7 protein-coding genes and 1 pseudogene are annotated in these 14,802 nt (G+C 40.8%); 4 read left to right on the top strand and 4 right to left on the bottom strand.

Annotated elements, in window-relative coordinates; translation table 11 throughout:
- Positions 1-72: 72 nt before the first annotated feature.
- Positions 73-945 (top strand): bile acid:sodium symporter family protein, encoded by an 873-nt coding sequence (locus NSMS1_RS28185; protein ID WP_224087928.1) that lies wholly within the window; start codon positions 73-75, stop codon positions 943-945.
- An 11-nt stretch (positions 946-956) separates the two neighbouring features.
- Here the strand turns inward: NSMS1_RS28185 and NSMS1_RS28180 are convergent.
- Together NSMS1_RS28180 and NSMS1_RS28175 are read right to left on the bottom strand one after the other, a co-directional pair.
- Positions 957-1,916 (bottom strand): annotated as a pseudogene (locus NSMS1_RS28180) (NHLP bacteriocin system secretion protein); the annotation flags it as partial.
- 82 nt (positions 1,917-1,998) lie between these two features.
- Entirely contained in the window at positions 1,999-2,808 is an 810-nt protein-coding gene (locus NSMS1_RS28175; protein WP_224087927.1) for a peroxiredoxin-like family protein, read from the bottom strand.
- A 215-nt stretch (positions 2,809-3,023) separates the two neighbouring features.
- Between NSMS1_RS28175 and NSMS1_RS28170 the strand changes: the two genes are divergently transcribed.
- From NSMS1_RS28170 to NSMS1_RS35195, 3 genes are all read left to right on the top strand, one after another.
- Positions 3,024-6,266: a filamentous hemagglutinin N-terminal domain-containing protein gene (locus NSMS1_RS28170; RefSeq protein ID WP_224087926.1), complete on the top strand. Its 3,243-nt coding sequence runs from the start codon at positions 3,024-3,026 to the stop codon at positions 6,264-6,266.
- A gap of 96 nt (positions 6,267-6,362) precedes the next feature.
- Positions 6,363-8,894, top strand: a complete 2,532-nt coding sequence (locus tag NSMS1_RS28165; RefSeq protein WP_224087925.1) for a CHAT domain-containing protein — start codon at positions 6,363-6,365, stop codon at positions 8,892-8,894.
- 250 nt (positions 8,895-9,144) lie between these two features.
- Positions 9,145-11,028: a calcium-binding protein gene (locus NSMS1_RS35195; protein WP_263432544.1), complete on the top strand. Its 1,884-nt coding sequence runs from the start codon at positions 9,145-9,147 to the stop codon at positions 11,026-11,028.
- 248 nt (positions 11,029-11,276) lie between these two features.
- Here NSMS1_RS35195 and NSMS1_RS28145 read toward each other — a convergent pair whose 3' ends face one another.
- Together NSMS1_RS28145 and NSMS1_RS28140 are read right to left on the bottom strand one after the other, a co-directional pair.
- On the bottom strand, positions 11,277-12,056 hold the full coding sequence (locus NSMS1_RS28145; protein WP_224087924.1) for a DUF928 domain-containing protein: 780 nt from the start codon (positions 12,054-12,056) through the stop codon (positions 11,277-11,279).
- Positions 12,057-12,097: 41 nt separating this feature from the next.
- Positions 12,098-14,449 carry a CHASE2 domain-containing protein gene (locus NSMS1_RS28140; protein ID WP_224087923.1) on the bottom strand — a complete coding sequence of 784 codons (2,352 nt, stop codon included), beginning with the start codon at positions 14,447-14,449 and terminating at the stop codon, positions 12,098-12,100.
- Positions 14,450-14,802 lie beyond the last annotated feature (353 nt).

Genomic DNA, 14,802 nt, shown 5'->3' with positions numbered 1-14,802 from the left:
CAATAGTCCACAGTCCATAGAAAGAGGAAAGATTTCAGGCTTTCCCTTTCTTCCCTTTTTACCTAATTAATCATGTATGACATCTTGGCAGTAATCGACAAACTTGCACTATTCACATTCATTGTTTGCACTATGTTGGGTGCAGGTTTAGGTCTAACGCTACAACAAATTTGGGAACCACTGCGTAGTCCCAGGCTCGTTATATTTTCTCTGCTGACGAATTTTGTATTAGTACCACTTTTTGTCTATCTGCTGTTGCAAGTAGTACATCTAAGTGAACCGCTTAGAGATGGTTTATTAATTATGGCGTTAGCATCAGGCCCACCAGCTTTACCTAAACTTGCTCAGATAGTTAAAGGCAATGTAGCTTTTTCTGTAGGTTTAATGATGTTGCTGATGCTTGGCACAATTTTCTATATGCCAACTGTACTACCTTTAGTAGTAGAAGGTGTACAAATCAACTCTTGGGATATTGCTAAACCCTTATTATTGATGATGGTTAGCCCATTAGTAATTGGACTATTTATCAAAGCCAAATTTGGGGCGATCGCTCCTATTATTCAGCCTATATTATTCAAATTATCTAGTACTGGATTACTTTTAGGTTTAGTAGTCAGACTGATAATTCACACCAACGATATTCTCAGCTTATTACAAACAGGGGCAATCTTTGTTTGTGCCGTTTTTATTATCTTCTCATTTAGCATTGGTTATCTTTTAGGCGGGCCTGCTATTGATACTCAAAGAGTTTTAGGAGTGGGAACAGCCCAGCGCAACTTTGCCGCAGCATTATTAGTAGCTACAAGCAATTTTGCAGATCCCAGCGTGGTAAGTATCATTATGGTCACAAGTATATTAATGATGGTGACAGTTCTTATCGCTGGGCCAAAGTTCATAGAAATAGACCAACCAACGGATACACAAATAAAACAAGTAGAAGTGTAAACTACGCTATTTTACTCAATATCAGACCTTAAAATAGGCAAAACAAAAGAAATCGGTGCGCGTTCTTCCACCTTGGCTCGTACAACAGTAGTATTTCCTGAAGCAATTTGCAAATCAGGCCCTTGGGAAGAAGACCATTTGTAACCACTTGGTGTATTTGGATCTAAATTTAATTCGGACACTACTTGAATTAATCCTGTCTGTTGTTGCCCAACCAATGCCTCAACAACTTCTGGATTACCTACTTTATTTACAGCCGCAGCTTTGGTAATGGGTAAATTAGAAATATTAGTAACAGTACCAACAATTCCCCCAAAGTTTTGTTTGACAGCTTCGGGTATAATCTGAACTGACATTCCTGGATGAATTTTTTTAGCTTTTCCCACAGGAAAATAGGTAACGCCAACCAGTTTACTTTGGGGATTTTCTGCTTCTATCGTCGCTAAACGAGTGCCAGGAGTCAAAACTTGCCCTGGTGTGGCATTCACTTCTAAAATGCGTCCATTATGTTGACTAACAATTTGATTATTCGTGCTTAATTGCATTTCCAGCCTGATAATCTCACGCTGAATGTCTTGAATTTGCTTTTTACGGATAGCTTCGCTTTCTACTTCTTGTTGTGCGATCGCAACTTGCTGACTAACTAATTGTTGCAGTTGTCCTTGCAGGTCAGAAATAACTGTTAAGTTCTGACTATAATTTTGTGCTTGTTGATTTTCTGTAGTATTTAGTCCTTTTAACTGGGATTTAAAATCAGCAATTCTTTCCAAGTTTTGTAAATATTCCTGTTGTGCTTTGAGTGCTTCATCGCCTGAAATCGCCCCATCTTTTTGGAATAATTGTCTACGAATTTCCATCCTGCGTTGAAAAACAGGAGTCAGTGCTTGGGTTTGCTGGAGGCGTTGTTGTAAATCTTGGCGTTGTTGACTAATTGAAGTGTTGCCTTGAATTTTTAGTAGATGATTTTTTCGATTTCTTAGCTTTTTTTAAGAACAAAATACACAGAAATTCTTAATAAAAATTATTTCCCTGTTGATAAAATAATTAGCAGCATCATACAGGATTGTTAGACGTTGAAGTTAAGCTATCTGTTTCCAGCAACGATAAAAAAGATAAGGGCTGACTCATATTAGCAGCAAAGCCTAGAATCCCTGGATCTCGATGTTCGTAAATCAACTGACCTTTATTATCAAAGAGAAAGGTTCCACCACGTTGAGTTAAGTAGGCAGGATTTGGTACGTAAGTGTTCCAATTGCTTAATACTTCCACCATGTTTCGGAGGCGGAGAGTAGCTAACTCAAAGGGGCGTTGAAACCCACTACCGCCAGCTAATCGGAAAAATGAGCCTTTAAAAGCAGGTAGAGGCGTACCTTGAATAATTTCATCATCTTCTATTAGTTGAGGGGCTTGGCGATCGCCTCTGTACCCCCGAAAAACTTCCTTAAGGGTTCCAGGGCTTCCCAACCCTGCACACATCAACATGAGATTTAGCCAAGCTTTCCCAGATACAGAAAGTCCTGGGAGAGAAAAATTCAAACCTGAATAAAGCTGGAGTTGGTGATGTAGTTGTGCATTGGGTTCAACAAATAAATTTTCGCTGGGAAATCCTGTATATTCACAAAATCTTGTTCCAGAAGGGCGATCGCCAATTCCCACTGCCCGAATAGCAAGTTTTTCCTCTGAAAACTTTCTAGATTCGCGCTGTAACCACCACGCATATTCAAGACTATCGAAATCCCCAAGCTGCGGCCAGACTAAAATCAGAATATGTGCGGCATTCTCACAGTTTTCTAGTAAGGGTAGTGTTATGCCATCACTAACACGCTCAAGCTTGCTCTGACTAAAAATATTGTAGGGATTCATTACAAATGATTAACTGCTACCTATCTAAATTCTAGCTGAAACTGAGCCAAAACATGTTTACACATATCGCAGCTTCAACCAAATGAACCATCGATATACTGAGGAAACATCATATCTTTAACAATTATTTAACGGAAATTACTTAAATCAACTTTATTTTTCTTTAAAGAAGATTTATAGTAATTGTTACAAGAACAGAACATATACAACTCAGTATGCAGTACACCGCCAGAGTTTGGAGTTTAGGGGTACACATTACCCTAATGTTAGGATTAACATTCTTCGAGCTTGTTTCTGGAATTGGCGGTAGACAAAAAGTACTGGCACAAATTCAACCCGATACGAGCTTAGGCAGCGAATCTTCAGTATTGATACCAGGGGTTGATATTATCCAAGGTGGTGCAGTTAGGGGAATTAACTTATTCCACAGCTTTAGCGATTTTAGCATCGAAGAAGGGCGAAGCGTCTATTTTTCCAACCCCACCGGCATAGAAAATATCATCACTAGAGTTACAGGCAATAATCGTTCTGAGATTTTAGGCATATTAGGAGTTTTAGGTAAAGCCAACTTATTTTTAATCAATCCCAACGGTATTGTATTCGGACAAAATGCACAGTTAGATATAGCTGGTTCATTTGTGGCATCTACCGCAGACAGCATATCATTTAGTAATGGTTTGGTATTCAGCGCCAAGAGTCCGCAAGCCAACCCCCTGTTATCAGTCAATGTACCATTGGGTTTACAATTTGGTAGCCAGCCTGGGGATATTAAATTGCATGGGGCTAGTCTTTCTGTCACTGACGATAAAACTTTGGCCTTTGTTGGTGGTAATGTCAGCTTAGATGGAACATCTTTGCTGTCCTTGGGAGGTCGGATTGAATTAGGTGGGCTATTAAATTCAGGAACAGTAGGGCTAGATTTATCCAACAATCACCTGCAATTACAATTTCCTGATGTAGAGCGTGCTGATGTATCTCTTGTTAACAGGGCAAATGTCAATGCCGACACTGTTAGCTGGGGTAGTATTAATATTAATGCAAGAAACTTGCAGATTTTAGAAGATTCTCAGTTAAATGCCCTGAATGACAGTTCCGCAGACGCTCAAGGAAATATATTAATTAACGCTACTAACTCAATACTTTTAAATGGCACATCTAGCGCTATTGGCAGCTTAGTTACATCGCTAGAGGGGGGTACAGGCGCTAATCTCATAATTAATACCTCCTCTTTAACTTTGGTGAATGGCGCTCAGATATATACGGTAACGGCTGGTCAGAAGAAAGGAGGTAACATCTATATTCATGCACTTGATTCAGTATCTCTTGACGGTCTAGGTTTCGATAGCGACTATGTTACAGGTATAGCAAGTCAAGCCTTGGGACAAGGTAATAGTGGTGACTTGATATTAGTTACAGATAAACTCTCACTGACTAATGGCGCACAAATGGGTAACTTGACAGTGGGAACAGGCAATCTTGGAGACGTAACGATTGTTGCTAAAGATTCTGTATCTTTGAGTGGGATAAGTATATTAGGAAGCATAGTAGGCACAGATGGACAAGGCGATGCAGGAAAACTCAGCATTTCTACTAAATCCCTGCTTGTGACTGATGGAGGGCAGATACTTACTGTCACTGCTGGTAATGGGAATGCAGGGAATATGGAAATAATCGCTAAAGATGTCAAGTTTGATAGTGGAGGTATCAGGAATTTAGATACTGGTGCATTTAGCCGCGTAGAACCTGGGGCTATTGGTAAAGGAGGAGAAATTAATATCACTGCTGATTCTTTGTCTTTACAAAATCTTGCCCAAATTGATGCTTCAACATTTGGGGAAGGACAAAGTGGTAATATCTCCATTACATCCCAAACACTGCTGGTTAATAATGGCGCTCAAATCAGTGCTGGGACTGTTGGGCAAGGTAACGCAGCTAATATTATTATCTACGCTAGGGATAGTGCAATTTTTGATGGGGCGATCGCAAAAGAAAATTTAGCTAATGGTATTGTTGAATATGTGCCTAGTGGTGTATTTACTTCAGTAGTGGCTGGGGCAGTAGGCAAAGGTGGCAACTTCACCATCAATACAGGAAAGCTGGCTATTACCAATGGTGCAGAACTCAGTAGTTCTACATCTGGACAAGGTGACGCAGGTAATATCGCTATCAATGCTAAAAATTCCATCTTAATTGATGGCTTTAGGCAGGATGGTAATCGAAGTAGTATTGTTAGTGCGGTGAATACAGGGGCGATTGGTAATGGCGGTACAATTAAGCTAACCACTCCAACCATGTCAGTAACTAATGGCGCTTTCATTAGTAGTAGTACGGAAGGGCTGGGCAATGCTGGTAATATCGAAGTAGTAGCCGATACTTTTACTGCTGCTAGTGGTGGCAGACTCCTATCCTCTACCAATACTAACAACAACGCTGGGGATATTAGTTTAAGAGTACGCGATCGCATCACCTTAGCAGATAGTGACACAGGAATTTTTGCCAATACATTTGCTAACGCAGGTGGCAATAGCGGTAATATTTTCATCGACCCCAAAGTCATGATTATTCGTGACGGTGCAAAAATCGCTGTTGATAACCAAGGTAGCGGCATCGGCGGCAATATTGATATTCAAGCAGGTCAATTAATCCTCAATAATCAAGCTGTCATCTCTGGGGAAACAGCCAGTAATACCGGGGGTAATATTAACCTTGAACTACAAGACTGGCTATCATTAAGACGCGGTAGCGTCATTTCCACTAGTGCGGGAACTACCCAAGCAGGGGGCGACGGCGGCAACATTAATATTAAAAGCCCATTTATTTTTTCTGCCCCACTAGAAAATAACGATATTACAGCCAACGCTTTTACTGGCAATGGTGGGCGTGTAAATATTACAACAAAAACTATCTTTGGCTTGAGAACCCGCACCCGTGCAGACTTAGAACAACTACTAGCAACTAAAGACCCCAAGCAATTAGATCCGCGATCGCTTCCTACTAATGATATCACCGCCATTTCTCAAGCCAACCCATCCTTAAACGGTCAGATACTCATCAATAGACCTGATGTAGATCCAGGTAGCGGACTTGTAGCATTACCAGCCAATGTTGTAGATGCGTCTCAACTTATTGCCCAAAATTGTCAAAGTAGTAGGCAAGGAACAGCCAGCAAACAGAGTGAATTTGTTGTCACTGGACGGGGTGGTTTGCCATCAAATCCTCGTGAATTGTTGAGTAGTGATGCGATTTGGCAAGATTTACAAGCCTACGTTTTGTTGAATGAGTCAAGTCATATCTCACAACAAACAAGTTCTGTCGCTCAACTACCAGACCCCATTGTGGAAGCTCAAGGATGGGTAACTGGTGCTAATGGTCAGATTACCCTAGTAGCACAGGCTCCTATGACAACCCCTCATAATTCCTCTTTATCTCCTGTTAGTTGTCCGGTTGCTCAAAACTGAGGTAGGAGGTAGTTGACAGTTACTAACACTTAAAACTCATCACTCATTACTCAGCACTCATTACTCAACGTCTTAACTATGTGACTACAGCTATATATGGCAAGAAAAAAGTCCAAATTTATACGTCGAATTGGTGTTTTTTTACTTTCTATTTTACTCAGTGTGAGTCTAACTCTCATACTGCAATGGCATGTAGTTCAAGCTTCCCCTACTCCCCACTCCCAACTAATTCAACAAGGTAAGGAATTATACCAAGAGCAACGCTATATCGAAGCGGTAAATATTTGGCAAGCTGCATTAAAGGCAGAAACCGATGTGCTTTCTCAGGCAATGGTGTTGAATTATCTGTCTTTGGCTTACCAAGAGTTAGGACAATGGCAACAGGCAAACCAGACAATTAACTCCAGCCTAGATTTAATTAGAAAATCAACCCAGACAAAGCCAGCAAAACTTATCTTGGCGCAAGCACTCAACACTCAAGGAAGTTTGCAATTAGCTCAAGGTAAAGCTCAAGAAGCACTGAACACTTGGCAGCAAGCAACAGCTATCTACACTACAGCAGGTAATGTGCAGGGTAGAATTGGCAGTTTGATTAATCAAGCTCAAGCTCAACAAGCTTTGGGGCTTTATCTGCAAGCACGGAAAACTCTATTACAGATAGAAGAAGTATTAGAACAGCAACCAGATAAACAATTACAAACTACAGGTCTGCGTAGTTTAGGAAATACACTAAGATTATTAGGGGCGTTAGATGATTCTCAAAGAATTTTACAGCGTGGTTTGAATATTGCCAGTGGTATCTCAAAACATGAATTGAGTCAAACTCTAATTAGCCTGGGTAATACAGCTTATGCCCAAGGTAATAAAGAAACTGCACTAAAATACTACGAACAAGCGGCGGCTACTGCAACTATTCCCATCACGCAGGTTCAAGCCCAAATTAACCAACTCAACTTATTAATAGCTACTGAACAAAGACAAAAAGCAGTAAGTTTAGCAACACAAGTCCAACAGAACTTAACTAAGCTATCTCCTAGCCGGACAACAATTTACGCCAGCATTAATCTAGCCAAAAGTTTGATGCAGGTAACAAAGCAACCAGAGCAATCTGCTAAACTACTAGCCACAGCCGTTAGACAAGCGAGTAGTTTAGGCGATCGCCAAGCTGAATCTTACGCATTAGGTTATCTAGGCGGCATGTATGAACAAACACAACAATGGTCTAATGCTCAACAATTAACCCAACAAGCTTTGCAACTAGCACAAGCAATTAATGCCCCAGAAATCGCCTATCAGTGGCAATGGCAATTAGGGCGTATCTTCAAAGCCCAAGGAGCCATCAAACCAGCAACAGCAGCTTATGAAGTAGCTTTCACCACATTAAAATCTTTACGTAGTGATTTAGTCGCCATTAACAGCGACATTCAATTTTCTTTCCGTGAGACTGTAGAGCCTGTATATCGTGAATATGTAGAATTACTTTTAAATCCAGGTATAAACTTAGAACCCACCCAACAGCAACTAAAACTAGCCAGACAAGTCATCGAATCATTACAATTAGCAGAACTAGATAACTTTTTTCGCTCCGCTTGTCTGCAAGGACAGATAGTCCCAGTTGAGGAAATTCAACAGTCAGCCGCCGCGCTCATCTATCCAATTATTCTCCCAGATAGACTAGAAGTTATTCTAAGCCTACCTCAGCAAACATTACGCCATTACGCCACCAACATATCCCAAAACGAAGTTGAACAAACCATTGAGCAACTAAGACAAAATTTAGAAAAACCTTACACCACGCCTGAAGGCAAAACTTTATCGGCCAAAGTTTATGATTGGTTGATTCGTCCTGTAGAAACGCAACTATCGCAAACTCAAGTACAAACATTAGTTTTCGTCTTGGATGGTAGTTTGCGGAATGTGCCAATGGCAGCCTTATATGATGGTCAACAATATTTAGTTGAAAAATATAGTATTGCCCTCACCCCAGGATTAGAATTACTAGGGCCTCGACCTCTGCGTCAAAGTGAACTGAAAACCTTAGTTGCAGGACTGACAGAAGCAAGACACGGATTTAATTCTCTGCCAAATGTTGGTGAAGAATTGAAAGCTGTTGAGTCACAAGTACCTACTCAAGTTCTTCTTAATCAAACATTTACCAGTTCAGCCTTACAAAAACAGATTGAATCTCTACCCTTTTCTATCGTCCATTTAGCGACTCACGGTCAATTTAGCTCTAATGTAGAGGAAACCTTCGTCTTGGCTTGGGATAAACCAGTTAAAGTCAATGAATTGAAAGAACTGTTGCGTAATAGAAATCAAACTACATCCGAGCCGATAGAATTACTTGTGCTTAGTGCTTGTGAAACCGCCGCAGGCGACAAACGCGCAGCTTTAGGACTAGCGGGTATAGCAATTCAAGCAGGCGCACGTAGTACCTTGGCTTCTCTGTGGAGTTTAGATGATGAATCGGGGGCGCGTCTAGTGAGTCAATTTTACAAAGAACTCGCAACTAAGCAAGTGACAAAAGCCGAAGCACTGCGACAAGCCCAACTCTCACTATTAAAAGATCCTGATTATCGCCATCCCATCTATTGGGCATCCTACGTCTTGTTAGGAAATTGGCTGTAGTCAAGTACGAAAAATCAGCATCTCAATTAAGAGTTGATTCTTGTGGGGTAGGCATCTTGCCTGCCCCATCAAACACGCAGAAAAATTTTTCTGTTTTATTTTCCCAACTGCTGCATAAACCCAAAAACCTCAACGTGTAACTCAGCAAGGAGTTAAAAAGCTAACGCCAAACTCCACTACACATTGAAATCGAGGTTTATCACCTCACCTACACAAACAGTTTACGGAAAAAATTACAGGAGAAATGACAATGTTTAGATACGATGGCACTAATAATAACGATAACTTTACAGCACCTAGTAACAGTGGTTCTCCCTGGACAATTTTAGGCAACGGTGGCAATGATATCCTCACTGGTTCATTTCTAGATGACTACATTGATGGCGGTGATGGTAATGATACTATCAATGGTGGGGCTGGTTACGATACCATCTATGGTGGTAATGGTGATGATATTTTAATTGATATACAAGGTACTGTTGATGGTGGTGCTGGTATTGACACTCTTAGGGCAGACTATAGTCAGTTTAATAATGGTGTTGGGATTGAGGTACAGTACAACGGAGAAAGTGCCATCTATAGTAATGACAATAGTCAACCTTCTGGTAGTGCTTTGGGATATCAACCTTTCGCCTTGTTGAGATATAGCAATATTGAGAAGTTTGAAATTACAGGTACACAATATGCCGATAAATTACGAGGGGGTGCGAATAATGACATCCTCAAAGGTGGAGGCGGTAATGATGTCATCAGTGGTGGTGCTGGCAACGATACTTTAGATGGTGGAATTGGTGATGATATTTTAGATGGGGGAATTGGTAACGATACCATTACTGGTGGTGCAGGTAATGATATCCTCAACGGTGGAGACGGCGATGATATTTTAATCGATACAGAAGGTACTGTTGATGGTGGTGCTGGGACTGACACTCTCAGGGCAGATTATAGCAACTTTAATAATGGCGCTGGTGTTCATGTTGGTTATTTAGGACAATCTCAAATATTCAGTCGCTTTACTGGTACTGGCATACTGGGATATACCAATGTGGAGAAGTTTGAGATTACAGGCACAAAATATGATGACATCCTCCAAGGTGGTGCTAACAATGACATCCTCAAAGGCGGAGCAGGTAATGATCAACTGAATGGTTTAGGTGGTAACGATACTCTTGATGGTGGCACAGGTTATGATATCCTCAACGGTGGAGATGGTGATGATATTTTAATTGATACAGAAGGTAGTATCGATGGTGGTGCTGGGACTGATACTCTCAGGGCTGACTATACACAGTATGATAATGGTGCTGGTGTTCATGTTGGTTATTTAGGACAATCTCAAATATTTAGCCGCTTGAGTGGTAATGGCATACTGGGATACACCAATGTAGAGAAGTTTGAGATTACAGGTACAAAATATGATGATGTCCTCCAAGGCGGCGCAGGCAATGACATCCTCAAAGGTGGAGCAGGTAATGATGAACTTCGTGGTTTAGGCGGTAATGATACTTTAGAAGGTGGTCTTGGTTATGACACCGTTGTTTATGGTGGATCTTCTAATGATTATGCTCTTTCTTTCTCAAGCAATGGCGATTTACAGGTTGTTGATAACAATACTGCTGATGGTAATGATGGTACTGACATACTTAGAGGTGTAGAATTTGTCAGATTTGGGTCAGGAAACACTTATGCAGTTGTCACAGGTACTACTGGTGATGATGTGCTAACTGCATCAAACGCTTGGTCTTACATGTATGGTGGAAACGGCAATGATAGTCTGACTGGTTCAGCTAGTAATGATACCTTGATTGGTGGTGCTGGTAATGATACTTTAGCAGGTAGAGATGGTAATGATACTTTAGTAGGCGGTGCTGGTAACGATATTCTTAATGGTGGTGTTGGAGCAGATAAATTTGTCTTTAACTCCAAGTTAGAAGGATTAGACACCATTGTCTACTTTGATAGAAATGAAGGTGACAGGATTCAAGTTTCTAAAGTTGGGTTTGGTGTGACTGATGTAAGCGGTTTCAGCTTCAACGATGCTACTGGTGGTTTGTTCTTCCAAGGAACTCAATTTGCCACTATTGATAATAGACCTTCTGGTTTTGCAGTTGCTACAGATATCCAGCTTGTTTAGCTAAGTTAGTCTAACTCAGTTTATATTTAAAAAACTATAGCCAGGAATTATTAGTAATTCCTGGCTATAGTTTTAGAAAAAATTGAACGCAGATGGACGCAGATGAACGCAGATGTTGCCGCAGTCTTTCCGTAGGGTAAGCAGATGATAGATTTTTAACTAATGCACAAATTTAGTCGGTATTTAACCAAATAGATACCCTACTTTAAAAAAAAGTCGGGTATCTGAACAGAACTGAATATTATTGATTATTTAGCTGTGCAACAGCTGACAATAGGTGTAGAAACAGTGTTGTTTAGATTAACTTGTTGGAGTAATTCATTCCAAGCTGATGTAATTTCTGAATCTTTACCTTTGCTGTTTTGTATTTGTTCGCCTAATGTTGTGAGAGCATCATACCAAATACCGTTTTTAGCAAAAATCGCTGCTTGTTCTAGAGGGTTTTTCGCTAATTGTAGTTGCTTTTCTAGTGTTGGGTTGAGGGCAACATGTGTGATTGTACCGCGCACATAAACCGATGCGGAAGGTTTTTCTGGGTCACAAGAAATTGAAAAAGTCCAATTATATGATTTGCCTGCTACTAGGGGTGTTTGCGGCTGTGCCGTTATACTGATGATGCCGACTTGTGTTTCTTGTGGATTGAATTTTGTTTGATAAACAATATTATCAGCTTCATCTTGAAGGACTAATTCTACAGGAACTTTGGGTGTTAATTTATCTGGGACGAAAAACCAAAATGTTGGGTTTTGAGATGTGGACTGTCCCCAAACTATATCTTTGTTTCCTATGTTAGTGATGGGTACTAACGCGGTGAGGGTTTCATACCCCTTACAGGAACCTCGGCTACCTCCGCCTCTGCGTCTTCCTCTGGGTTCTCCTGGCTTTTCTTGGTTTGCAGGTGGTGCATACTGTATTGTTTTGCTCAAGGTTTGAGCCTGTACGGTTTGCCAATTTCCAGGAAAGTTAAAAATATTTACGGTAATTGCAGAGATTAAAGTGGCGGTAGAAAACCAAAGTACCTTTTTCATTAGATCAGTATGAATAATTTAAGGCTTTATGTATTTATTTTTTATACACTTCCTTTGCCTATAATTTCTGTAATTTTTGGCTGAAGATAGGCAACTTGGATGCTAGTAATTACTAAGGCGATCGCAGATGGTACTATAGGTATCCAGCCGCCTTGAATAATAACTACATAACAAATTCCTGATAACATGATGACTGCTGTACACATGGTTATACTGAGATATTTCTTGTCAGAAAATAACCAAGTAAGTACACCACCAGTTAATGACCAACTACCTATCCAGAGTATTTCACCCCATAGAGGCCAAACCCATAATAGGGGTCGATTATCCATAGCCGCGCTGAGGAGTTGACTGACCATTTGTGCTTGAATGCTAATACCTGGAATAACTTGGGCAGGACTTTTTCCGTAAGGTGTAGACCAATAATCACTACTACTATTACTGGTGACACCAATCAAAATGATTCGGTCTTTGATGGCATTGGGGTTAATTTGTCCGTTGAGGATTTGTGTCAGGGTGACTTGTGGAGCTATTGCTTGTACGGTGGGTGTAGACCTATAATTTAGTAATATCTGGCTACCTTGGGTATCTATTGCTTGATAGCCGCCTCTGCCTTTTTGTAACTGATGATAGGTTTTATTCCCCAGTTGTAAATCCCAATCTGGGGTAAATTTAGCTGTAATTCCCCGTGCTTGCAAATAGAGAAACGCTAATCTGGTACTGAAGGCGTAAGCTGGGGTACAAGTTGAGGAAATGGGGTTAGGAGTCATCGCCAACAAATGGCGGCGCAGTACACCGTCGTCATCTTCAACGAAATCGCTAAAACCTAGCCTAGCTTCAGGAATTTCTGGTGGCGGGGCAATTCCTGTAGGATCATATTCTGGGTCAGTACGTTTACAAATAGCAATCAGGCGATCGCTTTTTTGCATCTTCCTAGCTAATTCCGGTTGGTTAGCACTTACAGGAAAATCTCTGTATATATCTAAACCGATGGCGGCTGGTTGATATTGTTCTAATTTCGCTAGTAATAAATTGAGATATTTATCTGCAAGTGAACCTTGTCGGGGTTCGCTTCCCTGTGCTTGAATATCTTGGTCGGTAACAGTCACTATTAATAGCCTTGAGTCTGGTTGTTCTTGGGGTCGCAGTCGCATTAACTGGTCGAATACAGCTAACTCTAATGGTTGGAGTCCACCCCATAAGCGAATTAATCCGATAATCACAGTTACAATTAAACTACAACCAACTACTACAGGAAGTTGACGCAGATTTGGATGCGATCGCTGTAAAGTTGGCTTGTAACCTGATAAATCCTCCCAAGTAGGTGAAGTTTCTGCTGGGTTTTGACAAATAATTGGTAGCCAAGTAGCACAGGGAAAATCGTTTTCTAGGGATTGTAATCTTTCTCTGGCTTCCCTGACGGCTGCATATAAACTTTTACCCTGAGAAAACAACGCTAGGAAGTGCTTTAAAAATTCCTGCGCTACCCGGTCGGGAACAGGTTCGCGCATAACAATGACTTGGGGTAAATGTAAATCGGCTAAATCCTGCGCTAGTCCCAAACCATCACAGGAGTTAAAAATTGCTAACTGTAACCCTTGTGCGATCGCCTTTTGTAAGCCATACTTTAATTGCTCAATAGTCAAAGTCTCACCAGAATTGAGCAGCATTCGCCCTTTACCTTGGCTAGAACTATGTCCAGCAAAAAAGAGTATATCCCAGCCAGATTCCCATAATTGTTCTGTGAGTTGGGAACGGTTGGGTTCAACTAAAAATTTCAGTTCGGTGTAGGGTAATTGCTGAAGTAAAGTTTGGTCTTTTTCGATGTCAAGATTTAGGCGATCGCCTAAAATAGCTAAAATCCTGACCTTACCCTTAACTTTATCAGTATTTGTTTTCACAGAACGGGTATACTCTGGCGGACTGAGGGCTAGTTCTGCTTGTGGGTAATCGTGAAAAAAATGCCAAAGACACCAAGGAAGCTTGAGAACCTGGGGAGATTCTGCCGTAATAATACAGCGAATTTCCTCTGTAGGTGAGAGTTGAGTACGTAACTTGCGCTCAATATTCACAAACAGGGAACTATTGAGCCATGTATTCAGACTGTGTTGTAATTCTTGGCAGAGGTTGTCAAACTCCTCTTGGGAAATATGAGTTACATCGTCCTCGTCAATTTCAAAGTCAGCAAGATTACGCCACCCCAAATGTGCGTATAAAGCTGTATACATTTGTTGCCAACGTTGATAAAGCTGCTCTATTTGTGGTGCAGGCGGCAATCCTCCCGTAAACTGCATAGGAGTAGGAGTATCCATGTGCCAAAGTTGAGCAATGACCGTAGGAAAACCTTGTTGTAAGTTTCCTTTACCTAGATTGAGGACGATCTGTTTACTCATGGTTGGGGACTTGATGCACGCCCATCATATTACAGCAGTTTTCTGTTGCCTGAAGTACAAGGTTACAGGTTTGAGGTAGGAGTTTAGAGCTTACGCAGCGAGGTTATCTATGGAGGCAGGGTCTATGGGTATAGGTTTAAATTACCCCTATACGCTAATTTCTAGAGGAACTGTTACTTGGCTAACTTAACCTATAACTAAAAGCACAAAATAGGTTGAATTTAGCTGATCATGCTCGTACTGAGGACTTGACCATATTATATAATTACCTGTTAATATTCAGTTATCTCGTTTGTAGTAACTGTGACACGTAAATACATTAGTTCATAGCATAGAAGCAATCTATTCCAAAT

It is taken from the genome of Nostoc sp. MS1 (assembly GCF_019976755.1).
GTDB lineage: Bacteria > Cyanobacteriota > Cyanobacteriia > Cyanobacteriales > Nostocaceae > Trichormus.
This window is presented reverse-complemented; position numbering and strand designations above follow the sequence as displayed.

What these genes read in the sequence shown, in the direction of transcription:
- NSMS1_RS28170 (WP_224087926.1), top strand. Translation starts at nt 3,024, where the DNA reads ATGCAGTACACCGCCAGAGTTTGGAGTTTAGGGGTACACATTACCCTA.
- NSMS1_RS28165 (WP_224087925.1), top strand. Translation starts at nt 6,363, where the DNA reads ATGGCAAGAAAAAAGTCCAAATTTATACGTCGAATTGGTGTTTTTTTA.
- NSMS1_RS28140 (WP_224087923.1), bottom strand. Translation starts at nt 14,449, where the DNA reads ATGAGTAAACAGATCGTCCTCAATCTAGGTAAAGGAAACTTACAACAA.
- NSMS1_RS28145 (WP_224087924.1), bottom strand. Translation starts at nt 12,056, where the DNA reads ATGAAAAAGGTACTTTGGTTTTCTACCGCCACTTTAATCTCTGCAATT.
- NSMS1_RS35195 (WP_263432544.1), top strand. Translation starts at nt 9,145, where the DNA reads ATGTTTAGATACGATGGCACTAATAATAACGATAACTTTACAGCACCT.
- NSMS1_RS28185 (WP_224087928.1), top strand. Translation starts at nt 73, where the DNA reads ATGTATGACATCTTGGCAGTAATCGACAAACTTGCACTATTCACATTC.
- NSMS1_RS28175 (WP_224087927.1), bottom strand. Translation starts at nt 2,808, where the DNA reads ATGAATCCCTACAATATTTTTAGTCAGAGCAAGCTTGAGCGTGTTAGT.